The 26169-nt window shown below is 63.5% G+C and carries 27 protein-coding genes; 20 read left to right on the top strand and 7 right to left on the bottom strand.

Annotated elements, in window-relative coordinates:
• Position 1 precedes the first annotated feature (1 nt).
• The 8 genes from coaE (at position 2) to MRBLSP13_RS21075 (ending at position 4824) form a co-directional block, all read left to right on the top strand.
• Positions 2-595 (top strand): dephospho-CoA kinase, encoded by a 594-nt coding sequence (gene coaE, locus MRBLSP13_RS21110; RefSeq protein ID WP_133654470.1) that lies wholly within the window; start codon positions 2-4, stop codon positions 593-595.
• Positions 596-627: 32 nt separating this feature from the next.
• Positions 628-1320 (top strand): DNA polymerase III subunit epsilon, encoded by a 693-nt coding sequence (dnaQ, locus tag MRBLSP13_RS21105; RefSeq protein WP_363739707.1) that lies wholly within the window; start codon positions 628-630, stop codon positions 1318-1320.
• 94 nt (positions 1321-1414) lie between these two features.
• Positions 1415-2011, top strand: a complete 597-nt coding sequence (gene hpf, locus MRBLSP13_RS21100) for a ribosome hibernation-promoting factor, HPF/YfiA family (RefSeq protein ID WP_363739709.1) — start codon at positions 1415-1417, stop codon at positions 2009-2011.
• Between the two features lie 117 nt (positions 2012-2128).
• Positions 2129-2596 carry a PTS sugar transporter subunit IIA gene (locus tag MRBLSP13_RS21095; protein WP_133654473.1) on the top strand — a complete coding sequence of 156 codons (468 nt, stop codon included), beginning with the start codon at positions 2129-2131 and terminating at the stop codon, positions 2594-2596.
• The gene (locus tag MRBLSP13_RS21090) at positions 2556-3065 is read left to right on the top strand and encodes a PaaI family thioesterase (protein WP_363739711.1); all 510 of its coding nucleotides are present in this window, start codon (positions 2556-2558) and stop codon (positions 3063-3065) included. The genes MRBLSP13_RS21095 and MRBLSP13_RS21090 overlap by 41 nt, the downstream gene beginning before the upstream one ends.
• A complete protein-coding gene (locus MRBLSP13_RS21085) occupies positions 3055-3405 on the top strand; it encodes a DUF1491 family protein (RefSeq protein WP_363756486.1) in 351 nt (116 codons plus the stop codon). The genes MRBLSP13_RS21090 and MRBLSP13_RS21085 overlap by 11 nt, the downstream gene beginning before the upstream one ends.
• Before the next feature lie 177 nt (positions 3406-3582).
• Positions 3583-4230 (top strand): cell wall hydrolase, encoded by a 648-nt coding sequence (locus MRBLSP13_RS21080; protein WP_363739715.1) that lies wholly within the window; start codon positions 3583-3585, stop codon positions 4228-4230.
• A gap of 99 nt (positions 4231-4329) precedes the next feature.
• Complete coding sequence (locus MRBLSP13_RS21075; RefSeq protein ID WP_133654476.1) at positions 4330-4824, top strand: MmcB family DNA repair protein; 495 nt, start codon at positions 4330-4332, stop codon at positions 4822-4824.
• 76 nt (positions 4825-4900) lie between these two features.
• Here the strand turns inward: MRBLSP13_RS21075 and MRBLSP13_RS21070 are convergent, their stop codons facing one another.
• Positions 4901-5500 carry an ankyrin repeat domain-containing protein gene (locus tag MRBLSP13_RS21070; RefSeq protein WP_363756484.1) on the bottom strand — a complete coding sequence of 200 codons (600 nt, stop codon included), beginning with the start codon at positions 5498-5500 and terminating at the stop codon, positions 4901-4903.
• Positions 5501-5571: 71 nt separating this feature from the next.
• On the opposite strand from MRBLSP13_RS21070, the gene MRBLSP13_RS21065 reads away from it, so the two are divergent.
• Genes MRBLSP13_RS21065 through MRBLSP13_RS21055 form a run of 3 tightly spaced genes read left to right on the top strand, consistent with a single transcriptional unit; the run spans position 5572 to position 7348 of the window.
• Positions 5572-6228: an SCO family protein gene (locus MRBLSP13_RS21065; protein WP_363739719.1), complete on the top strand. Its 657-nt coding sequence runs from the start codon at positions 5572-5574 to the stop codon at positions 6226-6228.
• Positions 6229-6231: 3 nt separating this feature from the next.
• The gene (locus MRBLSP13_RS21060; protein WP_133654478.1) at positions 6232-6657 is read left to right on the top strand and encodes a YcgN family cysteine cluster protein; all 426 of its coding nucleotides are present in this window, start codon (positions 6232-6234) and stop codon (positions 6655-6657) included.
• Positions 6638-7348 (top strand): M48 family metallopeptidase, encoded by a 711-nt coding sequence (locus MRBLSP13_RS21055; protein WP_363756482.1) that lies wholly within the window; start codon positions 6638-6640, stop codon positions 7346-7348. Before MRBLSP13_RS21060 ends, MRBLSP13_RS21055 begins: the two co-directional genes overlap by 20 nt.
• A 77-nt stretch (positions 7349-7425) precedes the next feature.
• Here MRBLSP13_RS21055 and MRBLSP13_RS21050 read toward each other — a convergent pair whose 3' ends face one another.
• Positions 7426-8274: a rhodanese-related sulfurtransferase gene (locus tag MRBLSP13_RS21050; RefSeq protein ID WP_363756480.1), complete on the bottom strand. Its 849-nt coding sequence runs from the start codon at positions 8272-8274 to the stop codon at positions 7426-7428.
• Positions 8275-8327: 53 nt separating this feature from the next.
• Here MRBLSP13_RS21050 and pdeM point away from each other — a divergent pair, with 53 nt between their 5' ends.
• Together pdeM and MRBLSP13_RS21040 are read left to right on the top strand one after the other, a co-directional pair.
• Positions 8328-8987, top strand: coding sequence for a ligase-associated DNA damage response endonuclease PdeM (pdeM, locus tag MRBLSP13_RS21045; RefSeq protein WP_363756478.1), 660 nt, complete (start codon positions 8328-8330; stop codon positions 8985-8987).
• 188 nt (positions 8988-9175) lie between these two features.
• Entirely contained in the window at positions 9176-11944 is a 2769-nt protein-coding gene (locus MRBLSP13_RS21040; protein ID WP_363756476.1) for a TonB-dependent receptor, read from the top strand.
• On the opposite strand, the gene MRBLSP13_RS21035 is transcribed toward MRBLSP13_RS21040, so the two are convergent.
• Positions 11922-12668, bottom strand: a complete 747-nt coding sequence (locus MRBLSP13_RS21035) for a YggS family pyridoxal phosphate-dependent enzyme (RefSeq protein WP_363756474.1) — start codon at positions 12666-12668, stop codon at positions 11922-11924. The genes MRBLSP13_RS21040 and MRBLSP13_RS21035 overlap by 23 nt on opposite strands.
• Before the next feature lie 17 nt (positions 12669-12685).
• Here MRBLSP13_RS21035 and MRBLSP13_RS21030 point away from each other — a divergent pair, with 17 nt between their 5' ends.
• Positions 12686-13246, top strand: a complete 561-nt coding sequence (locus MRBLSP13_RS21030; RefSeq protein ID WP_363739731.1) for a thiamine phosphate synthase — start codon at positions 12686-12688, stop codon at positions 13244-13246.
• A gap of 63 nt (positions 13247-13309) precedes the next feature.
• On the opposite strand, the gene MRBLSP13_RS21025 is transcribed toward MRBLSP13_RS21030, so the two are convergent.
• Positions 13310-15721 carry a ligase-associated DNA damage response DEXH box helicase gene (locus tag MRBLSP13_RS21025; RefSeq protein ID WP_363739794.1) on the bottom strand — a complete coding sequence of 804 codons (2412 nt, stop codon included), beginning with the start codon at positions 15719-15721 and terminating at the stop codon, positions 13310-13312.
• A 226-nt stretch (positions 15722-15947) separates the two neighbouring features.
• On the opposite strand from MRBLSP13_RS21025, the gene MRBLSP13_RS21020 reads away from it, so the two are divergent.
• Together MRBLSP13_RS21020 and MRBLSP13_RS21015 are read left to right on the top strand one after the other, a co-directional pair.
• Positions 15948-17285: a cystathionine gamma-synthase family protein gene (locus tag MRBLSP13_RS21020; protein ID WP_363739733.1), complete on the top strand. Its 1338-nt coding sequence runs from the start codon at positions 15948-15950 to the stop codon at positions 17283-17285.
• On the top strand, positions 17282-18223 hold the full coding sequence (locus MRBLSP13_RS21015; protein ID WP_363756472.1) for an NAD(P)-dependent oxidoreductase: 942 nt from the start codon (positions 17282-17284) through the stop codon (positions 18221-18223). The genes MRBLSP13_RS21020 and MRBLSP13_RS21015 overlap by 4 nt, the downstream gene beginning before the upstream one ends.
• A 21-nt stretch (positions 18224-18244) precedes the next feature.
• Here the strand turns inward: MRBLSP13_RS21015 and MRBLSP13_RS21010 are convergent, their stop codons facing one another.
• Complete coding sequence (locus MRBLSP13_RS21010; RefSeq protein WP_363739736.1) at positions 18245-18919, bottom strand: HAD family hydrolase; 675 nt, start codon at positions 18917-18919, stop codon at positions 18245-18247.
• 99 nt (positions 18920-19018) lie between these two features.
• Between MRBLSP13_RS21010 and MRBLSP13_RS21005 the strand changes: the two genes are divergently transcribed.
• Genes MRBLSP13_RS21005 through MRBLSP13_RS20990 form a run of 4 tightly spaced genes read left to right on the top strand, consistent with a single transcriptional unit; the run spans position 19019 to position 22564 of the window.
• Positions 19019-20128, top strand: coding sequence for an MlaE family lipid ABC transporter permease subunit (locus tag MRBLSP13_RS21005; protein WP_363739796.1), 1110 nt, complete (start codon positions 19019-19021; stop codon positions 20126-20128).
• On the top strand, positions 20128-20976 hold the full coding sequence (locus MRBLSP13_RS21000; protein ID WP_363739738.1) for an ABC transporter ATP-binding protein: 849 nt from the start codon (positions 20128-20130) through the stop codon (positions 20974-20976). Before MRBLSP13_RS21005 ends, MRBLSP13_RS21000 begins: the two co-directional genes overlap by 1 nt.
• A gap of 3 nt (positions 20977-20979) precedes the next feature.
• A complete protein-coding gene (locus tag MRBLSP13_RS20995; RefSeq protein WP_363739739.1) occupies positions 20980-21942 on the top strand; it encodes an MlaD family protein in 963 nt (320 codons plus the stop codon).
• A 13-nt stretch (positions 21943-21955) separates the two neighbouring features.
• On the top strand, positions 21956-22564 hold the full coding sequence (locus tag MRBLSP13_RS20990) for an ABC-type transport auxiliary lipoprotein family protein (protein ID WP_363739798.1): 609 nt from the start codon (positions 21956-21958) through the stop codon (positions 22562-22564).
• A gap of 9 nt (positions 22565-22573) precedes the next feature.
• Here the strand turns inward: MRBLSP13_RS20990 and pepN are convergent, their stop codons facing one another.
• Both pepN and MRBLSP13_RS20980 read right to left on the bottom strand, forming a co-directional pair.
• Complete coding sequence (gene pepN / locus MRBLSP13_RS20985) at positions 22574-25171, bottom strand: aminopeptidase N (protein WP_363756470.1); 2598 nt, start codon at positions 25169-25171, stop codon at positions 22574-22576.
• A gap of 86 nt (positions 25172-25257) precedes the next feature.
• Positions 25258-26160, bottom strand: coding sequence for a ParB/RepB/Spo0J family partition protein (locus MRBLSP13_RS20980; protein WP_414714633.1), 903 nt, complete (start codon positions 26158-26160; stop codon positions 25258-25260).
• Positions 26161-26169 lie beyond the last annotated feature (9 nt).

Below are 26169 nucleotides of genomic sequence, written 5' to 3'. Positions count from 1 at the left end.
GATGAAGATCTATGGCCTCACCGGTTCCATCGGCATGGGCAAATCCGCCGTCGCGGCCATGCTGCGGCGGGAAGGGGTTCCGCTGTTCGATGCCGATGCGGAGGTGCATCGGCTGCAGGGTCCAGGCGGTGCGCTGCTGCCGGCGATAGAGGCGCGCTTTCCCGGCACGACGGGTGCCAGGGGTGTCGACCGGGCGAAACTGGGCGCCGCGGTCTTCGGTCATCCGCAGGAATTGAAGGCGCTGGAAGCCATTGTCCATCCCGCCGTGCAGCAGGGCCGCAAGGCGTTCCTGCAACGAAACCGATCGCGCAAGTTCGTCGTGCTGGACATTCCACTGCTGTTCGAGACTCATGGCTATCGCAAGCTGGCAGGCGTCATCGTGGTCACGGCCCCGGCCTGGAAGCAGCGCAAGCGAGTCCTGGGACGGCCCGGCATGACCGCTGCGAAGTTTCGCCGGATTGTCCATCTGCAAATACCCGATGCTGAAAAGCGGCGGCGGGCCGATTATATCATCCATACCGGCACGACCTTCGCCGAAACACGCTTCCAGGTGCGCCGCTTGGTCGCTTGCCTTGGTGCGAAGACAGGCCGATAAGAGGGATCCGGCAAGAGTCGTTGTAGAGGGCGATGCGCGAGATTATTTTCGACACCGAAACGACGGGATTCGATCCGGCCTCCGGCGATCGTCTGGTCGAGATCGGATGTATTGAGCTCCTGAACCGGGTGCCCACGGGGCGCACCTTCCACGCTTATTACAATCCGCAACGGTCCATGCCCGCAGCAGCGGAGGCCGTTCATGGCCTTTCGGACATATTCCTCAAGGACAAGCCGCTTTTCATACACGGCGCGGAGGAACTGCTCGCCTTTCTGGAGGACAGCCATCTGGTCGCGCATAATGCGCGTTTTGATTTCGGTTTCCTCAACCATGAACTGAAATTGTGCGGGTTGCCCGAAGTGTCGATGGATCGGATGATCGACACCGTCGCCATAGCGCGGCAGCTCCACCCCGGCGCGAAGCACAGCCTTGACGCACTCTGCACCCGCTACGGCATAGACCGCAGCCATCGCATCAAGCATGGCGCCCTGCTCGACGCCGAATTGCTGGCCCAGCTTTATATCGAACTGACCGGCGGCCGTCAGATCGGCCTTGGTCTTGCACAGGAGGAAGAGAAACTCGTTATAAATGTGGAACTTGCGACGGAAGTCGCGGTTCGCCCTGTTCGTCCCGCGCGCATTTTTTCAGCGAGCGCGGAGGAGCTGGAGCGGCATGCAGCGTTCGTCGCAACGCTGGAAAAGCCGCTCTGGCTTGAGGAGGCCTGAATCGGGCATCCCCGTCCGGGATGCACAGCCTTCAGGCCTCCACGCCAACCGGGCCGCCATCCCGGGCGGTCCGGCAAGAATAAGGAGAAGGCATATGGATATTCGTGTTTCCGGACATCAGGTCGATACGGGCGACGCGCTCAAGGAGCATGTCTGGTCCCGTCTGGAGGCCATGGCCGAGAAATATTTTTCCCGCGCGCTTTCCGCTCAGGTCACCTTTCGACCAGCTCCGCACGGCGCCTTCCATTGCGACATCGTCTGCCATGTGATGACTGGCCTGATCCTGAAGGGCGCGGGAGAGGCGCAGGAGGCGCATCCCGCCTTCGATCAGGCGGCCGAACGGATCGAGAAGCAATTGCGCCGCTATCTGCGTCGCCTGAAGGACCGCAGCGCACAGGCGGCCGCGGCCGAGGCAAGCCGGACCAATGGATATGGCGTTGAGGAGCTGGATGGCGCCGGCTACACGATATTCGCTTCCCCGGCCGATGAGGAGGAACCGGCAGAAGCACCACTGATCGTGGCGGAAACCCGGGTCGACATTCCCGAAGCCAGCGTGTCCGACGCAGTGATGATGCTCGACCTGCGCAACACCAACGCGCTGTTGTTCCTCAATGCGGGGACGGCGGCATACAACATGGTTTATCGCCGGCACGACGGTACCATTGGCTGGGTGGAACCGCGGCTGAGCTGAACGCCTCCCTGGCCGCCGGTTGACCTGGCTCTGCTGGCGGCCTATGGGGCCGGACTTTAAAGATCCGGGCGTTGCGCCATTTTTCCGAAGCTGGGCGCGGCTCGGCTGGGATTCGGCATGGTTCATTTCAATGATATCGTCGCACCGGATGCATTGGGCACCGCCCTTTCGGTGAACGGCAAGAAGCAGTTGTTCCAAAAAGTTGCGGCGCTTGCCGCGCAGGCCTACGGACTGGCAGCCGACCTGGTGGCGGAAGCTCTGCTGGAGCGTGAGAAGCTGGGTTCGACGGGTTTCGGCGGTGGAGTGGCGATTCCCCATGCCAAGATTCCCGGCCTCCAGAAAATGAGCGGCGTGGTCGTTCTGCTCGACCCGCCGGTTCCCTTCGACGCGGTGGACGAGGCGCCGGTGGACATCGTCTTCGCGCTGCTCTCTCCCGTCGATTCGGGAGCGGAGCATCTGAAGACGCTGGCCCGCGTTTCCCGCTACCTGCGTGACGAGGGGCAGGTTGCCCGGTTGCGCGGCGCCAAGTCGACGGCGGCCCTTCATGCCCTGCTGGCTGGTGGCGAGGCGCGTGACGCGGCCTGACCCGGTATCGCCGGCCAGCACCTCGCCCAGTGGCGAGGCCGCGCATTTCCGGGCGCTTGAGAGTCTCTACCGTTCCGCACCGATCAACCGGCTGTTCCGGTCCGAATTGACGATTCCCGAAGAGGGCCGCTCGATCATTCATTTCGACGTGGACGAGACGCAGTTCCACGCCGCCGGCGCGGTGCACGGCACGGTCTATTTCAAGATGCTGGACGATGCGGCCTTCTACGCGGCCAACAGCCTGGTGAGCGACCGTTTCCTGCTGACTACGAGCTTCAACCTGTTGTTCACCCGCCCGATCGGACCTGGCCGGATCCGGGCTGAGGGGCGCTGGATCAGCGGCCGGCGGCGCGTCTATGTGGCGGAAGCCAGCCTGATCGATGCGGACGGCGAAGAGGTTGGGCGCGGTACGGGCACCTTCATGCGGTCGCAATTTTCCCTCTCGTCCCTGCCGGGTTATGCCGGCTGATCCACCCGAGGCGCGACTGACCAGCGTGATGCTGGTCGGTGTCCTGATGCGGCGCTGCGCGGCGGAGGGCGGTTTTGCCACGGTGTTGGTGAAGGGCGATGCGATCAGCGGCGTGATTCTGCTCCAGCTGCTTGAAAAGAGCCGGGAACAGGGCCTGTTCGAGCGCGTTCCTGATTATGCGGGCGGCTACCGGCTGGTCCGTTGCGGTCCGGACCCGGAAAAAGGATCAGAGGCCATGGCTCAATATATTGCGCGCCGCCGCGGTTCGGACCCCGACCTGTGGGTAATAGAGCTTGATATCGTGGATGCGGAACGGTTCGCCGCTGAAACGATCTGTTAATCGTTGACTCCCTTTCCGCGCGCGGGCAGAGGCCTCCGACGCTTTCAACGCGCAGGTTGCCGGCTTCGTCCATGGGGGGCGGATGCGGTAAACACGCAGACGGGGGGCGGCCGAACGTCGGTGTTTCAGGGGTTTTTTTGACGTTCCCGGCCAAGAACCGCACGATTTTGAGTTGTAATGAGTTTTCGTCTGAAGGCTGCGATCGTCGCGGCATTTACCCTTTCCGCCACAGCGGCGGTGACCGCGGCCGACATGTCGAGCGCTTCCGAAGCTGCTCCATCGACCGTCTCCCTTCCGGGAACCAATGAGCTGAATCCAGCTCCGGCCGGTGCAAAGCCCGCCGTCACTTTCGCCGCGCCGCACGAAGTCGTGCAGCCGCTGGCCCCCCTTTCCGACAGCGCCGATGTAAAGGCCGATGATCTCGCCGCGCTGGTAAATGCCCAAGGCGCGCCCGAGGATGTTTCCGGCGACATGAAATGCCTGGCCGGCGCCGTCTATTTCGAATCCAAGGGTGAGAGCCTGGAAGGCCAGTTGGCCGTTGCCCGCGTCATCATCAACCGCGCCAAGTCCGGCCGCTTTGCCGACAGCCTGTGCGGTGTCGTCTATCAGCGGGGCCAGTTCAGCTTCGTGCGCGGCAATGGCATGCCGCCCATCCGCCTGGGCAGCGAAAGCTGGCGTGAGGCCGTCGCCATCGCCCAGATCGCGATGGAAGATGGATGGAACAGCAAGGCTGAGGGTGCTCTCTTCTTCCATGCCCGCCGCGTTTCGCCGGGCTGGGGCAAGCATCAGCTCGCCGCGATCGACAATCACATCTTCTATCGCTGACTGTTTCGCGCTGAGCGCGCAGGGGGTGATGAAGGGCCGGTTCGGGTGATCCTGAATCGGCCCTTTCCTTTTGTTCCCTTCCTGTTCTAAGAACCCGACATGGAGTCCGATCTTTCCGACAGTTGTTCGCCCCTTGCAGATGGCACGGCATTGGCCGTGGCGCGGGGAACGCTGCGCTTGTTCTTCCGGCATGATATGAGCGGGATATTGGAAGTGCCGCTGCCCAATGGCCGCCGCGCCGACATCATGGCGCTGGACGGGGCGGGCAGAATCACCATTGTGGAGATCAAGTGCAGCCGCGCTGACCTGTTGGGTGATATGAAATGGCCTGATTATTTCGACTATTGCGACCGTTATTTCTGGGCGGTGCCTTCCGGCTTCGACCTGTCGCTCTTTGATAGCGAGGCGCTATGGCCGGGGCGAACGGGACTGATCGTCGCGGACCAATATGATGCCGAACTGGTGCGACCGGCCCCGATGGAACCGCTGGCGGCGGCGCGACGGAAGGCGGAAACGCTGCGCTTCGCCAGAAGGGCAGCACGGCGCCTGACGGCGCTGGCCGATCCGGATCATGCGGCTGAAACGGGATGGTAGTCTGTTCTGGACGCAATCGGGGCGTTCGAAGCCATTCCCTTCGGCGCGCGGGGAAATAACCAGTTTTGCCTGGATATCAGAACACCGGCCCCTGCACCGGTCCCTTGGGCGCGGCCGTCGTCTTGGCGGCGCTCAGGGCCTCCGTCAGGCCCGGCGTCCGCGAATCCCGCGCGGCATAATCCCGCGCCGACATGCCGGCGATCGTGTCGCGCTTGTCCGGATTGGCGCCTTGCGCCACCAGCAGCCGGACCAGTTCGACGTCGCGCAGTTGCACGGCGCGGATCAGCGGGGTTTCGCCACTTCCATTGGCCTTGTCGACCTGCGCGTTGAAGCTGAGCAGGCTGCGCACGCCTTCCTCGAAACGGGCCTGCACCGCGTCCATCAGCGGCGTGTTGCCATTATTGTCGGTGAGGTTCGGGTTGGCCCCCTTGGCCAGCAGGAAGGTCAGCCATGTATTGTCCCGCCGTGCGACGACCAGGTGCAGTGCGGTATCGCCTGACGTGACGTCGCGGCTGTTGATGACGGTCGATCCCGGCTTCTGGATCAGGTCGGTCACCTTCTGCCCGTCGGCATCCTTGACCGCCTTGAGAAAATTGTAATTGTCGGAAAACTGCGCCTGCGCCGCAACCGGCGACAGCAGCACCAGGGTCAGGGCGGCGGCACGGCCAACCCCCATCCAAGCCGGAAAACGTCCTGTCATTCTATCCATAGCCCCGTTGGGATTTGCAAATCGGGCCATAGCAGGGCATGGCTGGCGGCGCCATGAACAAAGCGCTGATTTCGCTCGCCCTGCCGCTGACCGTCCTGCTGGCAGCCTGCAATATGGGGGCCGGAGGCAATGCATCAAGCGCTGACGAAAGCGTCCAGGGCGATCTGCATGGCGCGCGCATCGGCGCGCCCTTCACCCTGACCGATCAGGATGGCGGGAAGGTCCGCTGGGACGATTTCAAGGGCAAATACCGCCTGGTCTATTTCGGCTACACCTATTGCCCAGATGTCTGCCCCGTTGACCTGCAGCGGATCATGCAGGGTTTCACCCGGTTCGAGAAGGAACGGCCCGCCCTGGCGGCCAAGGTCCAGCCGATCTTCATCAGCGTCGATCCGGATCGGGACACGCCTGCCGTCCTCAAAACCTATGTCGCTGCCTTCCATCCCCGCCTGATCGGCCTGACCGGTACGCCTGACGAAATTGCCAGGGTGGCGAAGGACTTCGTGGTCCTGTACAATAAGGAAGAGGCCAAGGGCGCCAGCGGCTATCTGGTCAGCCACAGCCGGACGCCCTATCTTTTCGATGGTGATGGCGCGCCGGTCGCGCTGGTTCCGGTGGACGATCCGGGAACGCCGGACGTGGATGAGGGGGAGCCGGCAAAGGTGACGGCTTTCCTTGAAAAATGGGTGAAGTGACGGTTGGACTTCTGGGAAAAGCCCCTCGACAAACTGGATCGCGGCGAGTGGGAAGCGCTGTGCGATGGTTGCGGCAAATGCTGCCTGCACAAGGTCGAGGACGAGGATAGCGGCCATATCTACCCCACCAATGTCGCTTGCCGCCTGCTGGACCGGCACAGCGGGCAATGCTCCAACTATAAGGACCGCCGCCAATTCGTGCCCGATTGCGTGCGATTGACCCCCGCGAAGGTGAAGACGATAAGCTGGCTGCCCCGCACCTGCGCCTATCGGCTGCGTGGAGAGGGAAAGCCGTTGCCGCAATGGCATTATCTGATCTGCGGCGATCGGGAAGCGGTGCACCATGCGCGGGAATCCGTGCGCGGCTGGACGATCGCCGAAGCGGATGTCGGCGATTGGGAAAATCATCTTGTCGACAGAGAGCTCTGACGCGGTCCTGATCGTAGATGGCGTGGCCGTTCCCGTGCGGGTGCACCGCTCGGCGCGGGCAAAGGCCTATCGATTGTCGCTGGATCATGCGCGCGGTGAACTCAGGCTGTCACTGCCAAGCCGGGCCAATCTGAAGCGCGCTCTCGGCTGGGCGCAGGAACATGAAGGCTGGGTCCGTTCGCAAATGGCGCGAAGACCCGCGCAAGTGATGCTCCGCGACGGCGCCGCCTTTCCTCTGGAGGGGCGGGAGGTGCGCATTTGCTGGGTCGAGGGCGCCTCGCGCGTGATCCGGCTGGAAGAGGATCGACTGCTCCTTGGTGGCGCGGCCGAATCGGTGGGCCCGCGTGTCCTGCGCTGGCTGAAGATGCGGGCGAAGGCTGTGCTGGAGACCGAGAGCCATGAAATGGCGCGGGACCATGGGCTGATCGTGGCGTCGGTCGGCATTGGCGATCCGCGCAGCCGCTGGGCGAGCTGTGCCTCCAGCGGAATGATCCGCTATAGCTGGCGGCTGATCCTTTGTCCGCCGGGAGTGCGGCGGGCCACCGTCGCGCATGAACTGGCCCATCTGCTGCATATGGACCACAGCCCTGCCTTCCACGCGGCGCACCAGCGGATCCTGGGGGAAGACCCCCGACCGGCGCGTAACTGGCTGCGGACCCATGGATCGGCGCTGCATCGTTTCGTCGTGTGACAGTCGCTGGGAAGGAATTAGCGCTATCTGACCGCCACCTTGGCCGAGGGCCATGGAAATACCACGGGGCCGATCCTCTACACTTGGTTCCGGTGCGGCCAGACCCCGGACCCATCCGCCGGGCAATCATGTGCAGTCTCGCGACCATGAGGCAGCCCGCAGGCGCGGCAGGTGACATAATCCCCTGCCTTCAGCCCATGGCCCACCGCCACCCGCTCATCGAAGACATAGCAGTCGCCGCGCCACAGGCTGTCCTCTTCCGGCATTTCCTCCAGATAGCGCAATATGCCGCCGCGCAGGTGATAGACCTCCTCAAAGCCGCGCGTGCGGACCAGAGCGGTCGATTTCTCGCATCTGATGCCGCCCGTGCAGAACATGGCGATGCGCGGCTTTCGGCCCTGCTCGCGGAGCTTTTCGGCGAAATCGTCGAACCATGCGGGAAAATCGCGAAATGAGCGGGTACCCGGATCGATCGCGCGTTCGAAACTGCCGACCGATATTTCATAGCCGTTGCGCGTATCGATCACGACGGTGTCCGGATCGGCGATAAGGGCATTCCATGCCGCCGGATCGAGATGCTTGCCCGCCTGATGCGCCGGATCAAGATCGGCTGCGCCCATCGTGACGATCTCTGCCTTCACCTTCACCTTCATGCGGGCGAAGGGCGCTGTATCGCTATGAGCATATTTCACGTCGAGGTCGGCGCAGCCGGGCAAGGCACGGACATGCGTCACCAGCCTTCCAATGGCAGCTTCATTGCCGGCCACCGTGCCATTGATCCCCTCTCCCGCGACGATCAGCGTGCCGCAGGTACCGATTTCTGCGCAGAGCAGGCGCAGATCGCGGGCAATCGCCTGCGGATCGTCGAAGGACGCGAAACGGTAAAGCGCAGCGATGGTGAAAGCGGATTCCATGCCAGCGCCCATAGCCGCTTCCTCGCCCTCTTGAAAGCAGCGGGGCAAGGGCGCATAGGCAAGCTATGGTTCCCCTTTCGTTCGCGGGTCACGATTTTCTGGCATTGCCGGAGGCTGCGCTTTTCTGGCCTGCGCGCTCCGCCCTGCTGGTAGCGGACCTGCATTTCGAAAAGGCGAGCTGGTTCGCACGGTTCGGGCAATTCCTGCCCCCGCATGACAGCCATGCCACGCTCGACATGATCGAAATGCTGGTCGAACGGACCGGCGCGCGGGCTGTCTGGTCGCTGGGCGACAGTTTCCATGACGCCGACGGGGCGGCGCGGCTTGACCCCGCGGTACGGGCAAGATTGGCGCTGCTGACGGACAGGGTCGACTGGGTCTGGATCACGGGCAATCACGATGTCGGCATGGCGCAGACGCCTGGCGGCAGGCGTTGCGCGGATATGCAGGTGGACGGCATCTGGCTGCGGCATGAGGCGGACCCGGTGGACCCGCAGCCGGAGATATCAGGGCATTATCATCCCAAATTCCGCCTATCGGTGCGGGGCCGCCATGTGTCGCGGCGCTGCTTCGTCGGGTCGCGGACCAAATTGATTCTGCCTGCCCTGGGCGCGCTGACCGGCGGTCTGGATGCCGGTCATGGCGCGATTCGGCGGGTGATGGGATCGGAGGCAGCTGCCTTGGTGCCGGTCGCCGACCGGCTGCTGCGCTTTCCCATAATATAGGCCGCCGTTACGGAAACCGGAATTTAAGCTGTGACCTCTACGTTACAGCCTATGAGAATCCGGTCACTATCTGGCGCAAAAGCCCCTGAAAATCAGGCATATCTTGCCTTCACCCCGCTGTGGCAGCATAGTTCGACCATAATTCGACGCGGCGCCAAACCGCGCGGCAAAGGAGAGGGAGCATCATCATGAAGAAGAGCCTTTGGCTGATTTCTGCCGGTGCCATGGCATTGGGCAGCAGCGTTCCGGTCGCATGGGCGCAGGACAGCGGAACAGCGGTCGATCCGGAAAGCGTCAACATCATCGTCACGGCAACGCGGCGCGCCAGTCCTCTGTCCGACGTGCCGATCGCCGTGTCGGCGGTGACCGCGCAGGCGATGCAGAATAGCGGCGCGACGGATATTCGCGCGCTCAACCAACTGGCTCCTTCGCTGCTGCTGTCTTCCACCGGGACGGAGGCCAATGCCTCGGCGCGCATCCGCGGCATTGGCACGGTCGGCGACAATCCCGGTCTGGAGAGCTCCGTCGCGGTGTTCATCGACGGCGTCTACCGATCGCGCACCGGCGCCGGCCTCAACGAACTGGGCGAGATCGAACGGGTCGAGGTGTTGCGCGGACCGCAGGGCACGCTGTTCGGCCGCAACGCCTCCGCTGGCCTCATCAACATCATCAGCAAGGCGCCGGAGTTCAAGCTCGCAGGCAAGGCCGAAATCACCTATGGCAATTATGACTATTGGCGGCTGGCGGGCCGCATCACCGGGCCGGTCAGCGACCAGTTGGCGCTGAGCCTGGACGGGGTGTGGTCGAAGCGGGACGGTTTCTACGACCTGGTGAACGCCAGCGGCGCCAAGGTGGGCGAGACCAACGATCGCGATCGTTATTTCCTGCGCGGGCAGGCATTGTTCGAGCCGAATGACGCGCTCTCCATCCGCCTGATCGGAGATTATACCCATCGCGATGAAAGCTGCTGCGGTGCGGCCTATATCGAAACGGGGGAACGCCGCCCGGTTGCCGGAGGGGGCTACAGCACGGCACCCTTCAACCGGATCGCGGCTATATTGGCGGGACAGGGCAGCACATTCCCCGTCGATCCCTATGACCGCGACCTCCACATCACGGCTGGCCGCGATTATCTGAGCAAGCTCAAGGATTGGGGCATTTCGGGCGAGATCAACTATGATCTGGGCGGCGCCAAGCTGACCAGCATCACCGCCTATCGCAACTATAAGAGCCAGGATTACGGCGATTACGACTATAGCGGGGCTGACCTGCTCTACCGCGATCCCAACACCTATCGCCAGTTCCGTACCTTCACCCAGGAAGTGCGGGCGCAGGGATCTGCCTTTGGCGAGGTGCTCGACTGGTTGGTGGGCGGCTATTACGCCCATGAGAAGCTGGCGCTGGAAGATAATATCCGCTTCGGTGCGGACTATGGGCGTTTCGCGGCCTGCCGTCTGATGGCGGGGGCGAGCGTCAACAGCAACCTGACCGCCGCGCAGCTCGGCGCTTGCGGCAGCGGCCTGGCGACACAGGCGCTGATTAGCGGTACGCAGGCGCAGTTGAATGCAGGTTTGACTCCGGCGGTGGGCGCGACGCAGGCGAGCATCATTTCCACCGGTCTCGGCAATGGATTGCGGGCCTTGGCGGCGATTCCGTCGGGGACCGGGGATGTCGCTTCGCTCTATCATCAGAAGAGCGAGAATTGGGCGCTGTTCACCCATAATATCGTGCATATCACCCGGCAGCTCGATCTGACTCTGGGTCTGCGCTACACCCATGAAAGCAAGCGTTTCTCAGCCGATTTCAACAATAATAATGCGACCTGCGCGGCGTTGCAGGCCTCCGGGCTGTCGAGCATCGCCACGAATCCGCTGCTTCGCAACACCTCGGCCGGTACGCTGGCGGGCGGTATTTTGACATTGGGCTGCCTGGGCAACGGCTCCACCGGGCTGAACGCGCTCGACCTCAACGACAAAATCACCGATGGGGAGTTTTCCGGCACCGCTGTCCTGTCATGGAAGCCGATCGACGAACTGCTGGTCTATGGCAGCTATTCCAAGGGCTACAAGGCGGGCGGATATAATCTCGATCGCTTCCAGCTTGGATCGACCGGTCTGAATCCGGTCCCGGCCGTATTCGCGCCGCGCACCAACGCCGATGTGACCAGCCTGCGCTTCGCGGCCGAAAAGGTCGACGCGTTTGAAGTGGGCCTGAAATATAGCCAGCCCAAATGGAGCGCGAACATCGCCGCCTTCCGGCAGGAGTTCAAGAATTTTCAGTTGAACACCTTCAACGGCACCAGCTTCGTCGTGCAGAACATCAATGGCTGCGATGGCGCGTTGACGGCGGCGCGGACCTGCGCCAGCGGCGATGTCGGGCCGGGTCTGATCAGCCAGGGCGTGGAGCTGGAACTGTCGGCTACGCCGGTACGGAACGTGCGCCTGTCGGGGGGATTCACCTATGCCCGCGCCAAATTCGCCAACCGACTGGTCGGCAGCGGCGACGGAACGGTACCCCTGGATCCGGCGCTGTTCCTGTTGCCGGGATCGATCAACTCCCAGGCGCCTGAAGCGGTGACGACGGTCAGCGCGTCCTGGACGCCGCCGCTTGGCTCAAACGGCCTGTCGGCGCTCTTCTACGTCGACGGGCGCATGAGCAGCGACTTCAACACCGGGTCCGACCTGTTCCCGGAAAAGCGGCAGGACGGCTATGCGGTATTCAACGCCCGCGTCGGCATTCGCGGGCCGCAGCAGCGCTGGGCGGTGGAATTCTGGGGTCAGAACATCTTCAACCAGGATTATACCCAGGTCGCCTTCAGCAGCCCGCTCCAGTCGAGCAGCCCGTCCACCTCGACTACGGGCCAGTTCGCTCTGGGTGCACCGATGGCGAACCAGTTGATCTCCGCCTATCTGGCCGAACCCCGCACCTATGGCGTCACCCTTCGCGGGAGTTTCTGATCATGCCCCTGCCGCTCCCCGGTGTCGGGCGAGCGGCAGGGCGCTCCCCGAACAGGGCTGTGCCGATGCGGATGTGCGTTGCGCCCAGCATGATCGCGGTTTCATAATCGCCCGACATGCCCATGGAGAGCTGCTCCAGCCCTTCCTCCCGCGCCATCTTGGCGAGCAGGGCGAAAAAGGGCGCGGGCTCGCCCTCTGCCGGGGGCACGCACATCAGTCCCAACAGCGGGATGTTCGCCTCCCGCGCCAGCCGGATCAGCGCCGGTACGTCGGCGATCGGACAACCGCCCTTTTGCGGTTCCGCACCGATATTGACCTGGATGAAACAGGGCACGCGCTTGTCCGCCGCATCCATGGCCTTGGCCAGCGCCGTCAGCAGCGATGGCCGGTCAAGCGAATGGATGACGTCGAACAGCGCGACGGCATCGGCCGCCTTGTTTGACTGAAGCTGACCCACCAGGTGCAGTTGAAGGCCTTCATGCTCTTCGTAAAGCGCCGGCCATTTGCCTTCCGCTTCCTGCACGCGATTTTCCCCGAAGACCCGCTGGCCCGCCGTGATCAGCGGGCGGATGGCGTCTGCCGCCTGCGTCTTGGACACGGCGATCAGGGTGATGTCCTCGGCGGTGCGCCCGGTAAGGCGGGCGGCACGGCCCATGGCGTCGCCTATCCCGGCCAATCGGTTCGCGGCGAGCCGTTCCGCGGCTTCAATGCTGTCGGTCGTCATGGCGGCTGCTATAGGCGATGGCCATGCAGCGCCGCCACCGTAAAAAACTGCCGATGATCTGGTTGATGACCGACGAACGGGTTGAGGAGACCGCCTTGCTGGCGGCTGTCGCCCGTCTGCCGAAGGGCCGGGCGGGGATCATATTCCGGCACTATCGCACCATCGTATCACGGCGCCGGGCCTTGTTCGACCGGATCGCCCGGATCGCCCGTAGCCGGCGACTGGTGCTGATGCTGGGCGGCACGGCGATACAGGCGCAGGCCTGGGACGCCGATGGCTGGCATGGACGTGACCGGCGGCGGGTGGCAAAGCCGCTCCTCCACAGTAGACCGGTGCATGATCGGCGGGAGATGGTGCAAGCGGCACATTTTTCGGCGGATTTCATCCTTCTCTCGCCACTTTTCCCGACGCGCTCCCACCCCGGCTCACCCATATTGGGGCGAAAGGGATTCGCGGCTCTGGCCCGACTGGCCCCCATGCCTGTGATCGCCCTGGGTGGAGTGCGCGCGGCACATCAAGGGATGTTGATGGGCATCGGTGCATCCGGCTGGGCGGCGATCGACGGCCTGTCGCTTTGACAACCGTGAAAGCGCACTCAAGCCAATGGAGGAATGCAGTCGTGACCGGCGATCTTCGTCCCTTCAGTCTGTACGCATCGCCTCCGCCACCAATGCTTCCGCTTCGATCAGCAGGGCGTCCTCCACCTCATGCTGCGCGACCTGCTCGCGTCCGATGAGGATCAGCACTGGGACAGCAAGCGGGCTTACCCGGTCGAGATCGACATGCAGCATGGTGGCCGAAGCGCGGTCGATCAGGTCGCCCAATCGGCCCACATCGGTCATCCGCGCCCGCGCATCGGCCCAAGCGGCCTTCAACAGCAGATGGTCGGGCTGATATTTGCGCAGCACGTCGTAGATGAGGTCGGTCGAGAAAGTGACCTGCCGCCCCGTCTTGCGCTTGCCGGGGTGCTGGCGTTCGATCAGGCCGGCAATGACGGCCACGTCCCGAAAGGCGCGCTTGAGCAGGCTGGATTGTTCCACCCACTCGATGAATTCATGATCGAGGATGTCGGCTGAAAACAGGCTTTGCGGATCCGTGATCGGCTTCAACCCATAGACGGCGAGCGCATAGTCGTTGGAGACGAAGCCCATGGGCATCAAACCTTGCGCATCCATGCGGCGCGTCAGCAGCATGCCCAGCGACTGGTGCGCGTTCCAGCCCTCGAAACTGTAGCAGACCAGATAGTGGCGGCCCTCATGCGGGAAGGTCTCGACCAGCAATTGTCCCGGTTCCGGCAAGGCAGAGCGATATTTCTGAACTTCCAGCCATTCGCGCACATCGTCGGGAAAGCGCGACCATTGGCCCGGTTCGGCCAGGAAGTGGCGCACCCGGTCGGCCAGTCGTGTGGACATGGCCATGCGGGTGCCGCCCCAGCTGGGGATTCGCGCCCGCTTCGACGTGGCGCGGACGATAAGGTCGGCGTTGTCCATGCGCACCACCTCCAGCGCCGTCCCGGAAAAGAAGAAGCAGTCGCCGGGGCTCAGGGTGGCGGCGAAGCCTTCCTCTACCGTGCCGAGCTTGCGCCCATTGGCGAAGCGGACGGCCAGCGCGGGCTGGTCGACGATGATGCCGGCGTTGAGGCGGTGCTGCTGGATGAAGCGGGGATGGGAGACGCGCCACAGGCCGTCGGGACCGAGCGTCAGCCGCTTGAAGCGGTCATAGGCGCGCAGGGCATAGCCGCCGCCCTCGATGAAATGAAGGACATTGGCGAAGGCTTCCTCCGTCAACGCACTATAGGGCGTGGCCGATCGCACTTCCGCCAGCAACTCTTCCGCGCGGAACGGCGCGGCGCAGGCAAGGCCCATCACATGCTGGGCAAGGACATCGAGGCTGCCCGGACGAAAATCGTCGGCGTCTCGTTCGCCCGACTCCACCGCATCCAGAGCGGCGCGGGCTTCCAGATATTCGAAGCGGTTGCCGGGAATGAGTATGGCTTCCGACGCCATGTCGAGACGGTGATTGGCCCGGCCGATGCGCTGGAGCAGGCGCGAACTGCCCTTCGGCGCGCCCATCTGGATGACACAATCCACATTGCCCCAATCGACGCCCAGATCGAGCGAGGCCGTGGCGACGAGCGCGCGCAGCTTGCCGGCTGCCATCGCTGCCTCCACCTTGCGCCGCGCCTCGATGGAAAGGCTGCCATGATGAATGGCGATGGGCAGGTTCGCCTCGTTCACCGACCAGAGTTCCTGGAAGATCAGTTCCGCCAGGCCGCGAGTGTTGCAGAAGACCAATGTCGTGGCGCGGCGCTCGATCTCTTCCATCACCTGCCGTGCGGCATATTTGCCGGAATGACCGGACCAGGGAATGCGTCCTTCGGGAATGAGGATGGTGACATGGGGGTCGGCGCCCGCTTCGCCCATGACCGGGGTGACGGCGCCAATATCGCCATCGGGCGCCAGCCAGGCCCGATAGGCATCGACATCCGCGACGGTGGCGGACAGCGCGACGCGGCGAAGGCCGGGATTGATGCTCTGGAGGCGGGAGAGGGAAAGGTTGAGGATGTCACCCCGCTTCTGGGTGGCGAAGGCGTGAACCTCATCGATGATGACCGTCTTCAGGTTGGCGAACATGAGGAAGCTGTCGGGATAGCTCAGCAGCAGCGAAAGCGACTCCGGCGTGGTGAGCAGGATCTGCGGCGGGCGGGCGCGCTGGCGTGCCTTGCGGTCGGACGGCGTGTCGCCCGTGCGGGTCTCCACGCGGATTGGCAGGCCCATCTCCTCTATGGGCGTCAGGAGATTGCGGCGCACATCCACCGCCAATGCCTTGAGCGGCGAGACATAGAGGGTATGGAGACCCTCCGTCGGATTCTCGATCAGGTCGGAAAGGGTCGGCAGGAAACCGGCCAGCGTCTTGCCCGCGCCGGTAGGCGCCACCAGCAGCGCGTGAGCGCCCGAGCGGGCCGCAGTCAGCATGTCGAGCTGGTGGCGGCGGGGCGTCCACCCTCGTGCGGCGAACCATCGCTCCAGCGGTTCGGACAGGCGTTGGTTCATGAGGAACATGTAGGATGGGAACACAGGAACGTCATCCCGTTCAACGCGGCCTTGCCGTGAACGCTCTCCTGCTCCCCCTTTGCCGAGCACCATGTGGCCCGTAATTTAAGTTTGGTTCCATGAAATAATCTAACAAATCGGCTCTGGCTCCCCACCCCCGAAAGGCGTTACACTCCTCCTCATCACAGCGGCGCAGCAGATGCCGCAGACATGCAGGAGATCATCGATGACCGGCGAAACCGAAGCCGACCTCACTGGGGCGGAACCTACCCATAACCGCCGCCGACCCAAGCAACCGATCATGGAGATCGAGGGTCGCAAACTGAAGCCCGCAACCTTGATGATGGGCCATGGCTATGATCCGACCCTGTCCGAGGGCTCGCTGAAGCCGCCGATCTTCCTGACGTCCACCTTCGCCTTCGAAAGCGCGGCGGCCGGCAAGCGGCATTTTGAAGGTGTAACGGGAATCCGACCCGGTGGTGCCGAGGGTCTCGTCTATTCGCGCTTTAACGGGCCGAACCAGGAAATCGCCGAGGACCGACTGTCGGTCTGGGAAGAGGCGGAGGATGCCCTGCTGTTTTCCAGCGGCATGTCCGCGATCGCGACCACCCTGCTTGCGCTGGTGCAGCCGGGCGATGTGATCGTGCATTCCGCACCGCTCTATGCCGCGACCGAATCGCTGATCGGCCGCATCCTCGGCAAATTCGGCGTGCAGTGGCTGGACTTTCCGGCGGGCGCGACGGAGGAGGAGATCGGCGCGGTGATCGAGAGGGCCAGGGCGTTGGGCCGCGTGGCGCTGATCTATCTGGAAAGTCCGGCCAACCCGACCAATGTTCTCGTCGATCTGGAGGCGGTAGTTGCGCGGCGCGACTTTTCCTTCGCAGGCGAAGAATATCGCCCGCCCATCGCCATCGACAACACATTTCTGGGGCCGCTCTGGCTGCATCCGCTGAGCCATGGTGCCGATCTCGTCATCTACAGCCTCACCAAATATGCGGGCGGGCATAGCGATCTGGTCGCCGGCGGCGTGCTGGGGTCCAATGCGCTGATCAATATGATCCGGTTGATGCGGAACACCATCGGCACGATCCTGGACCCGCATTCGGCCTGGATGTTGCTGCGCAGCCTTGAGACGCTGGAACTGCGCATGGGCCGGGCGGGCGAGAATGCGGCGAAGGTCTGCGCCTGGCTGAAGGACCAGCCCCAGGTGGAGAAGGTCGTCTATCTCGGCTTCCCCGAAACGGAACGGCAGGCGGACATTTATCGCCGGCACTGCACGGGAGCGGGATCGACCTTCTCGCTCTATCTGAAAGGGGGCGAGGCGGAGGCCTTTGCTTTCCTGGATGCGCTCAAGATCGCGAAGCTCGCCGTCAGCCTGGGCGGAACCGAAACGCTGGCCAGTCATCCGGCGGCCATGACGCATCTCTCCGTGCCCGCCGAAAGGAAGAAGGCGCTGGGGATTGGTGACAATATGGTGCGCATCTCCATAGGCTGCGAGGATGCGGACGACCTGATCGCGGATTTCGCGCAGGCTTTGCGGGCGGTGGAGGGGATCGGCGGATGACGGCCACGCCGTTGATCCTGGTGGGGCAGCCGCTGTTGGCGCCGCTGCTGGATGCGCTTTCCCCCCGCTATGAGGCCTTGGCCCTGTGGGAGGAGAGCGGGCGGGCGCGGCTGGCGGAAGCCGAAGTGCTGGTGACGGCGGGTGAATACCGGCTTGACCCCGCGATGCTGGAGCAGATGGCGGCGCTGCGGCTGATTGCCTGCTTCACCGTGGGCTATGACGGGGTCGACCTTGATTGGGCGCGGGCGCGAGGCGTGGCCGTCACCCACGGGGCGGACGCCAATGCGGCCGATGTGGCGGATCATGCCCTGGGCCTGATCCTTGCGCACAGGCGGCAGATACTGGCGGGCGACCGGCAGGTGCGTTCGGGTCAATGGACGGCGGGGGCGAAGAGGCTCACCCGATCGATGGGGCGCGCGCGGATCGGGATCGTCGGCATGGGCAGCATCGGCATCGCCCTGGCAGAGCGAGCCGACCTGTTGCGTATGCAGGTGGGTTGGTGGGGCCCGCGGGAGAAGCCGCAACTGCCCTGGCCAAGGGCGGAGAACCTGAAGGTGCTCGCTCGCGACAGTGACATCATGGTGATCACCGCCAGGGCGACGGAGAAAAATCGCGGGATGATCGATGCGGGCGTGATGGACGCATTGGGGCCGGACGGGCTGCTGGTGAATGTCGCGCGCGGACAGTTGGTGGACGAGGATGCGTTGATCGCGGCGCTGGGCGATGGACGGCTTGGCGGCGCGGCGCTGGACGTGTTCGAGAGAGAACCCACGCCGGCAGCGCGCTGGGCCGAATTGCCCAATGTCGTGCTGACGCCGCATATGGGCGGCGCTACCCGCGAGGCGGTCGGACGCATGACGGATTTGCTGCTGGCGAACCTTGCCGCGCTTTTTTCGGGGGAGCCGCTGGTTTCACCCGTCCTGGAGGCGCAGCGATAATCGGGGCGCCCGTGGTTTCCCTTATGCCCAGTCCACCCGCTTCCACCCCCGTTCCGCCGCCAGTTTCGCCAGCGGCTTATGAGGGTTGGAGGCGATGGCCAAGTCAGCGAACTCCAGCATCGGCGCATCGGAGACGTGATCGGAATAGGCGCGGATATGCGCCTGCGTGCGGTCGATCGCCTCGGCTGCCATCCACGCCTTGATCATCCGCAGCTTGCCCGTGTCATAGCAATTCTCGCCTGCGATCCTGGCGCGGACATAGCGCAGATCCTGGCTCAGATGATCGGTCGCGATCACCGCGTCGAACCCCAGCCTGCGGGCGATCGGTTCGACATAAAGGCGATAGGAGGCCGTGGCCAGCACCAGCCGATACCCATCCGCCCTGTCCTTCGCGATCTGCGCCAGGGCACCGGCACGGACATTATGCGCGATCACCTTCGCCGCATAGCTTTCCACATGGGGCATCAGCCGGGCACGCTCGACATTGGGGCCGATCATCAGCGCCTGATTCAGTTCCTTCAGTCGCTGACGCGTGATCAGTTTCAGAACATAGGCCAGCATCAGCAGGATCACGGCTGGAAACAAGGCCAGACGCCAAGGCGCCATGCGTTTGGCGACATGAAGCAGAAAGCCGGTATAGGTGCCGCTGAACGTCACCGTCCGGTCCATATCGTAGATTGCAAGCCTGTGCGTCATGCCATGTCCGAAACTTTTTAGGGCGTCCCTTCGTTTGACCGTGCGGATGGGCCGTTTCGGCTTGCCGTGCAACCGATAATGGACCACATCTCCGCCTTGATGAACAAAGCCGCTGATCTTGCCCAGGAAGTCCGCGACGGCGAGACGGTCATTCGGCTTTCGGGCAATCTGTCCATTGCCTGTCTTCACCATCTGCCCGAGCGGCTGGATGCCGTGGAGGGGCCGGTCGACATCATCGACCTGTCCGACGTGGAGCATATGGACACGATCGGCGCCTGGATATTGTACCGCACGATCAAGCGCTGGAACTGCAGGATCACAGGCGACAGGTGCGATGCGGAAAGGCTGATCGCGGCGGTCGGCCGCGTCGACGAGCCGGTAAACATCCGACCGGATTATGTGCCGCCCTGGCAGCGGGTCGTGGGCCAGATCGGCGAGGCTGTGGTCAATGCCGGTAGCACCCTGCTCGGCCTGCTCGGCTTTTTCGGCGGCACGCTGGTCGCGACCTGGAACGTCATCCGTCATCCCAGACGCTTCCGCATCAATGCGGTGGTCCAGCGTTTCGAGGTGGTCGGCGTCTCGGCGCTGGGCATCATCGGCCTCATGAGCTTCCTGATCGGCATCGTCATTGCCCAGCAGGGCTCGGTACAGCTTCGCCAGTTCGGCATGGAGATGCTGACGATCAACCTGGTCGGTCGCCTCACCTTCCGCGAACTCGGCGTGCTGATGACGGCGATCATGGTCGCGGGCCGTTCCGGCTCAGCCTTCGCCGCGCAATTGGGGACGATGAAGCTCACCGAGGAAGTGGACGCCATGCGGACCATCGGCGTGTCGCCCATGGAGGCGCTGGTGCTGCCGCGGACCCTCGCCGTCGTGGTAATGATGCCGCTTCTGGGTTTCTATTCGTCCATCGTCGCCATCATCGGCGGCGGCTTCCTCTGTGCGGTGTCGCTCGACATTCCGCCCATCACCTTTGTCCAGCGCCTGCGGGAGGTGGTGCCGATCCACGACCTGTGGGTGGGCCTGATCAAGGCTCCCGTCTTCGGGGTCATCATCGCGCTTGCGGGCTGTTTCCAGGGCATGCAGGTAAAGGGCAATGCCGAGGAAGTGGGTCTGCGCACGACAGCGGCAGTGGTACAGGCGATCTTCCTCGTCATCGTTCTCGACTCCTTCTTCGCTGTCTTCTTCACCTGGGTAGGCTGGAACTGATGACGCCCGAAGAAGCGATAAGCGCGGAAGAAGAGCGGGTCGAAAAGGCGCTGGAGCGTGACGACATCGCCATATCGGTCCGCAATCTCCGCAACAGCTTCGGCGATCAGGTCGTGCATGAGGGGCTGAACCTCGACGTGCGCAAGGGCGAGATATTGGGCGTGGTCGGCGGATCGGGCACGGGTAAGTCGGTGTTGATGCGATCCATCATCGGCCTCCAGACGCCTGACGAGGGCGAGGTGCATGTTTTCGGCGAATCCATGATCGGTCGGCTGGATGACGAAGCCCTGGCCATCCGCAAGCGCTGGGGCGTGCTTTTTCAGGGTGGCGCGCTGTTCTCCACGCTGACCGTGGCGGAAAATGTCGAGGTGCCGATTCGCGAATATTATCCGAATATCGGTGCAACGCTCCGGGACGAGATTGCCGCCTACAAGATTCGCATGACCGGCCTGCCGGCTGAGGCCGGCCCCAAATATCCCGCCGAGCTATCGGGTGGCATGAAGAAGCGCGCGGGTCTGGCCCGAGCCCTGGCGCTGGACCCGGATCTGCTGTTCCTCGACGAACCCACCGCCGGGCTGGACCCGATCGGCGCCGCGGCGTTCGACAATCAGACGCGAAAATTGCAGCAGACGCTGGGACTTACGGTCTTCCTCATTACCCATGATCTCGACACGCTCTATTCGATCTGTGACCGGGTAGCGGTGCTGGCGGACAGGAAGGTGACGGCGGTCGGCACCATCGACGAACTGCTGGCCACCGATCACCCGTGGATCCAGGAATATTTCAACGGCCCGCGCGGGCGCGCCGCGACGGCGGCGGTTGCCCGCGAAAAGGACAAGAGGCGATAGGATATGGAAACCCGCTCCAACCATGTGCTGGTGGGCACGGTCACGCTGCTGCTGCTGGCGGCGATCATGATCGCGGCTTTCTGGTTCTCGCGCCTCTCCCAGGGCGACAATATGGAATATGACATCTTCTTCAAACAGTCGGTGAACGGCCTCGCAAAGGGATCGAGCGTCAATTATTCCGGCGTCCCCTCCGGACAGGTGGAGAAGATCGAACTGTGGAAGCGTGATCCCGGCTTCGTGAAGGTGCGCATTTCGGTGAAGGAAGGGACGCCGGTCCTGCAGGGGACGACCGCGACCATTGCCGGGGTGGGCTTTACCGGCGTGTCGGAAATCGTGCTGGACGGTGCGGTCAAGGGCGCGCGGCCGATCACCTGCCCGGCAGAAAACCCCCTCGCCTCCTGCCCCGACGGCGTGCCGGTGATCCCGACCAAGCCGGGAGCGCTCGGCGAACTGCTCAACAATGCGCCGCAATTGCTCGAGCGGCTATCGACCCTGACCGAGCGGCTGACGGAATTGCTGAACGACAAGAACCAGCAATCGATCGCCAGCATCCTGGCCAATGTGGAGCGGATTTCCGGCTCGCTGGCTGATCGCAGCCCGGAAATCGCGGCGACCCTTGCCGAAGCCCGGATTGCCGTGCAGCGCACCGGTATAGCGGCCGAGCAGATCGGCAAGCTGGCCGCGTCTACTGACGCCATGGTGAATGATGAGGGCCGCCCGCTGCTGGCAGATCTGCGCAAGAGCATCCAGTCCGCGACGCACAGCATCGACACACTCGACAAGACCATTGCAGAGGCGCAGCCGGGCGTTCGCGCCTTCAGCAATCAGACCATGCCGGAGGTGAACCAGCTCGTTCGCGATCTGCGCGAAATGTCGCGCTCCTTCCGGGGCGTGGCCGAAAAACTGGATCAGCAGGGTGCGGGATCGATCGTCGGATCGCCCAAATTGCCCGATTACAAGCGATAAGAGGGACATGATGATGTTTCACAGGAAACTTGGCCTGATGCCGGTGGCCCTCGGTGCTCTCATGCTGGCCGGTTGCGTGTCCTTCGGCGGCAAGCCGCCGGAGCGGCTGCTGTCGCTGAACGCCGCCCAGAAGGTGGCGCCGGGTACGCTGCGCAGCGCGTCTTCGGCCGCGGCCATCACCGTGGCCGATCCCGAAGCGCCCAAGATGCTGGACACGGTGCGTGTTCCGGTGATCACCTCGCCTACGTCGGTCGCCTATGTGACCAAGGTGCAATGGGCCGACACGCCGCGCCATCTGTTCCAGAAGCTGCTGGCCGAGACCATCGCCGCGACGAGCAATCGCATCGTGCTCGACCCCGGCCAATATTCCGCCGATGCCGGGCAGCGATTGATGGGCGAACTGGTCGATTTCGGCGTGGATGAGGCGAGCAACAGCGCGGTTGTGACCTATGACGCCATGCTGACCGGACCGGGTGGCACGGCCATCGCCAAGCAGCGCTTCACCGCAACGGCCCCGGTCGGGGGCAAGATAGACGCGAACAGCGTCGGAGCACCCCTCAATGCCGCTGCCAACAAGGTCGCGGCCGATGTCGCGGCCTGGCTGGAGGCTTCGGGGCGGTAGGGATCTCCGTTACTCCAGGCTCTTGCTGACCTGTTCCGTCACGTCCTTTGAGAGGCCGGGTTGGAGCAGGATACGCTGCAATTCCGCCCGCATGAGCGCCGCACGTCCTTCATCGAAGCGCTTCCAGCGCCCCAGCGGCGGCACCAGGCGCGCGGCGGTCTGTGGATTGAGCTTGTCGAGCGCGATGATGCAGTCCGCGATCAAGCGGTAGCCCTTGCCCGAACGGTGGTGAAAGGCCCATTGGTTGCCCGCGAAGGCACCATAAAGCGCCCTTACCCGGTTGGGATTGGTCAGGGTGAAGTCCCTGTGCCTGCCCAGTTCCTCGACCAGGTCGACCGTGTCCGGATGGAAGGCGAAGGCCTGCGTCTGGAACCATTTGTCGAGCGTCAGCGCATCATCGCGGTAGCGGTTGTAGAAGATGTCGAGCGCTGCTTCCCGTTCCGCGCTGGTGCCGTTCGCCAATGTCGCGAGCGCCGCCTGCCGTTCGGTCATGTTGTCGGCCTCGCTGAACTGGCCGAAGGCGACAGCCGGACCATCCGTCGCACCGGAAGCCGCCAGATAGAGAAGAGCCGTGTTACGCAGCTTCCTCGCGCCCTTGGCGGTTGACGACAGGGCGAAGGCATTGGCCTTGGTCCTGGCGTGAATGTCGCGCCAGAGCGGCTCCAGTTCGGTACCTATGCGCCTTTGCAGCGCATCGCGCGCGACGTGGATCGCGTCGGGATCGACCACCGCCATCTGGTCGCCCAGATAGGCTTCGCTTGGGAGGCGGATCGCCTCCGCGACGAAGGCTGGGTCCAGCAGCGGGTCGTCGGCGGTGTTGCGGATCGCGGCGATCACCGCCTCTTCATCGACCGCCTGCCCGCCAATGCGGCCGACCAGCACATTGACCATCAATTGCTGCATGGCCTCGTACCGGGCGAAGGGATCGTCGTCATGAGCAGACAGGAAGGCAAGATCGGCCTGGCTGCGGTTGGTTTCGACAATGACCGGCGCGGAAAAGCCGCGATTGATGGACAGGATCGGCGCTGTCGCCCAGTCCTCGAAAGTGAAGCTCTGGCGCGTCTCCCTCAGCATCAGCAGCTCGTCACCCCGATTCCTGCCGGTTTCCGGGTCGAAAAGGGCGGTGCGGAGAGGGATGGCCATGGGCCGCTTTTCGGGCTGCCCTGGAGTCGGTGGAACCGTTTGTTCGAGCAGCAAGGTTACGGTCTGGGCAGCGGGATCATGGTGGAGCAAGGCGCGGACATGCGGCGTGCCGGCCTGCTGATACCAGAGGCGGAACTGGCTGAGGTCGATCTCACCCCCCTCCTCCATAGCCAGGACGAAATCCTCGCAGGTTGCGGCTTCCCCGTCATGCCGGTTGAAGTAGAGGTCGGTTCCGGCACGAAAACGCTCCGGCCCCAGCATCAGCGCCATCATGCGGATCAGTTCCGCGCCCTTGTTGTAGATGGTCGCAGTGTAGAAGTTGCTGATTTCCATGTAGGATTCTGGCCGAACCGGATGGGCGAGCGGTCCGCTGTCCTCCTGGAACTGCGCGGCGCGCAGGATACGGACGTCCTCGATCCGCTTGACCGCATGCGACCCCATGTCGGCGGAGAAATTCTGGTCGCGAAAGACGGTGAAGCCTTCCTTCAGGCTGAGCTGGAACCAGTCGCGGCACGTGACGCGATTGCCCGACCAGTTGTGGAAATATTCATGCGCCACAACGCCTTCCACACCATCATAGTCGATGTCGGTCGCGGTTTCCGGATCGGCCAATATGTAACGCGAATTGAAAATGTTGAGGCCCTTGTTCTCCATCGCGCCGAAGTTGAAATCGGCTACGGCGACGATGTTGAACACATCCAGATCATATTCCCGGCCATAGACCCGCTCGTCCCATGCCATGCTGTTCTTGAGCGCCTGCATGGCATGGGCGGTGCGGGGCAGGTCGGCTTCCCTGACCCAGATGCCCAGTTGTACCTCCCGCCCGCTCATCGTGATGAAATGGTCGGCATTGCAGGCCAGGTCGCCCGCGACCAGCGCGAACAGGTAGCAGGGCTTTGGAAAGGGATCGTTCCAGCGCGCCCAGTGCCGGCCATCGGGCAGTTCCCGCTGCTCCACCGGATCGCCATTGGCGAGCAGAACCGGATAGAGCGTCTTGTCCGCCGCCATTCGCACCGAATAGCGCGACAGAATGTCGGGCCGATCAGGAAAGAAGGTGATGCGCCGGAAGCCCTCGGCCTCGCATTGGGTGCAAAGCAGGCCGCCGCTGGCGTAAAGCCCCATCAGCTTGCTGTTGTCCTGAGGAGCGATCTCCACGAACGTTTCAACGATATGGGAGGGGCCGGAAAGTGCGATGACCAGCGCTCCCCCGTCCAGGGACCACTGGTTGGTCGCAAGAACCGCGCCGTCGACCCTGATTTCAAGCGGCAGGAGGCCATCGCCATCCAATTTCAGCGGCTGGTCGTGATCGCCGTTCCGCGTGACCGACAATGTCGCATGGACGCGCGTGGACGCGGCATCCAGGTCGAAATCCAGCGCGATTTCAGGCACCAGCCAGTCCGGCGGCCGATAGTCCTCACGACGGGTGACATGGGCTATTGTGAGAGAGGATGAATTGTCTGCCATGCGATCAGGCTAGGCAGTTGAAGGCGAAAAGACCAGTGGCCGCCGCAGCTAAATGCGGCTGCGCACCGGTTCTTTTTACCGGGCTGTCAGATGCGCTCGCCCGAGAGGCGCTGACATAGCATGTCCAGTTGGTCGAGCGTGGAATAATGCAGCGAGAGTATGCCGCTGCCGCCCTGCGCATAGTCTATATCGACCTTTACGCCCAATATGTCGGCGAGATGCTGTTCCAGCGCCGCGATGTCCGGATCATTTTCCTTGATGGCGACGCCACGCCTGCGACCGGGGGCGTCATCGCCCTTCTTCGCGCGGCGGACGAGTTGTTCGGTATCGCGAACGGACAGGCCCCTGGTTTCGACGGTGCGCGCAAGATTTTCGCAATCGGGCGCGCCGATGAGCGCGCGGGCATGGCCCATGCTGAGTTTCTGTTCGATCACCTGCTGCTGGACGGGCCGGGGCAGATCCAGCAGGCGCATCAGATTTGCGACATGGCTGCGCGACTTGCCGACCAGGCGCCCGAGCGCTTCCTGGCTGTGCTGAAACTCGGCGATCAGCTTGCGATAGGCCTCCGCTTCCTCGATGGGGTTCAGGTCTTCGCGCTGGATATTCTCGATCAGCGCGATTTCCAGCGTCTCTGCTTCGTCGAAATCGCGCACAATGGCGGGGATGCGATGAAGCTGAGCGCGCTGCGCGGCGCGCCACCGGCGTTCCCCCGCGACGATCTGAAAGCCGCCGCCATGGGGACGGACGATGATCGGTTGAATCACGCCGCGCTTGCCGATGCTTTCGGCCAGTTCCTGCAACGCCCCTTCGTCGAAATGGCGACGGGGCTGTTCCGGATGCGGCTGTATAAGCGCCACTTCAATGCTCTGGATCGCCTTGGTGGAGGGCGGCATCACAGAGGTCGGCGCGACAGGCTCTTCCCGCGCCACATCGCCGAGCAGGGCGGACAGTCCGCGACCAAGACCATGGGGACGCTTCGCCGACTTCATTGCATTGTC

The sequence above is a fragment of the Sphingobium sp. LSP13-1-1.1 genome (assembly GCF_040676415.1).
Lineage (GTDB): Bacteria > Pseudomonadota > Alphaproteobacteria > Sphingomonadales > Sphingomonadaceae > Sphingobium.
The sequence above is the reverse complement of the archived record's forward strand: the minus strand, read 5'-3'. Positions and strand labels throughout refer to the sequence as shown.

Coding starts and splice junctions, on each gene's coding strand:
- coaE (WP_133654470.1), top strand. CDS start 2: ATGAAGATCTATGGCCTCACCGGTTCCATCGGCATGGGCAAATCCGCC.
- dnaQ (WP_363739707.1), top strand. CDS start 628: ATGCGCGAGATTATTTTCGACACCGAAACGACGGGATTCGATCCGGCC.
- hpf (WP_363739709.1), top strand. CDS start 1,415: ATGGATATTCGTGTTTCCGGACATCAGGTCGATACGGGCGACGCGCTC.
- MRBLSP13_RS21095 (WP_133654473.1), top strand. CDS start 2,129: ATGGTTCATTTCAATGATATCGTCGCACCGGATGCATTGGGCACCGCC.
- MRBLSP13_RS21090 (WP_363739711.1), top strand. CDS start 2,556: ATGCCCTGCTGGCTGGTGGCGAGGCGCGTGACGCGGCCTGACCCGGTA.
- MRBLSP13_RS21085 (WP_363756486.1), top strand. CDS start 3,055: ATGCCGGCTGATCCACCCGAGGCGCGACTGACCAGCGTGATGCTGGTC.
- MRBLSP13_RS21080 (WP_363739715.1), top strand. CDS start 3,583: ATGAGTTTTCGTCTGAAGGCTGCGATCGTCGCGGCATTTACCCTTTCC.
- MRBLSP13_RS21075 (WP_133654476.1), top strand. CDS start 4,330: ATGGAGTCCGATCTTTCCGACAGTTGTTCGCCCCTTGCAGATGGCACG.
- MRBLSP13_RS21070 (WP_363756484.1), bottom strand. CDS start 5,500: ATGGGGGTTGGCCGTGCCGCCGCCCTGACCCTGGTGCTGCTGTCGCCG.
- MRBLSP13_RS21065 (WP_363739719.1), top strand. CDS start 5,572: ATGGCTGGCGGCGCCATGAACAAAGCGCTGATTTCGCTCGCCCTGCCG.
- MRBLSP13_RS21050 (WP_363756480.1), bottom strand. CDS start 8,274: ATGGGCGCTGGCATGGAATCCGCTTTCACCATCGCTGCGCTTTACCGT.
- pdeM (WP_363756478.1), top strand. CDS start 8,328: ATGGTTCCCCTTTCGTTCGCGGGTCACGATTTTCTGGCATTGCCGGAG.
- MRBLSP13_RS21040 (WP_363756476.1), top strand. CDS start 9,176: ATGAAGAAGAGCCTTTGGCTGATTTCTGCCGGTGCCATGGCATTGGGC.
- MRBLSP13_RS21035 (WP_363756474.1), bottom strand. CDS start 12,668: ATGACGACCGACAGCATTGAAGCCGCGGAACGGCTCGCCGCGAACCGA.
- MRBLSP13_RS21030 (WP_363739731.1), top strand. CDS start 12,686: ATGGCCATGCAGCGCCGCCACCGTAAAAAACTGCCGATGATCTGGTTG.
- MRBLSP13_RS21025 (WP_363739794.1), bottom strand. CDS start 15,721: ATGAACCAACGCCTGTCCGAACCGCTGGAGCGATGGTTCGCCGCACGA.
- MRBLSP13_RS21020 (WP_363739733.1), top strand. CDS start 15,948: ATGACCGGCGAAACCGAAGCCGACCTCACTGGGGCGGAACCTACCCAT.
- MRBLSP13_RS21015 (WP_363756472.1), top strand. CDS start 17,282: ATGACGGCCACGCCGTTGATCCTGGTGGGGCAGCCGCTGTTGGCGCCG.
- MRBLSP13_RS21010 (WP_363739736.1), bottom strand. CDS start 18,919: ATGACGCACAGGCTTGCAATCTACGATATGGACCGGACGGTGACGTTC.
- MRBLSP13_RS21005 (WP_363739796.1), top strand. CDS start 19,019: ATGAACAAAGCCGCTGATCTTGCCCAGGAAGTCCGCGACGGCGAGACG.
- MRBLSP13_RS21000 (WP_363739738.1), top strand. CDS start 20,128: ATGACGCCCGAAGAAGCGATAAGCGCGGAAGAAGAGCGGGTCGAAAAG.
- MRBLSP13_RS20995 (WP_363739739.1), top strand. CDS start 20,980: ATGGAAACCCGCTCCAACCATGTGCTGGTGGGCACGGTCACGCTGCTG.
- MRBLSP13_RS20990 (WP_363739798.1), top strand. CDS start 21,956: ATGTTTCACAGGAAACTTGGCCTGATGCCGGTGGCCCTCGGTGCTCTC.
- pepN (WP_363756470.1), bottom strand. CDS start 25,171: ATGGCAGACAATTCATCCTCTCTCACAATAGCCCATGTCACCCGTCGT.
- MRBLSP13_RS20980 (WP_414714633.1), bottom strand. CDS start 26,160: ATGAAGTCGGCGAAGCGTCCCCATGGTCTTGGTCGCGGACTGTCCGCC.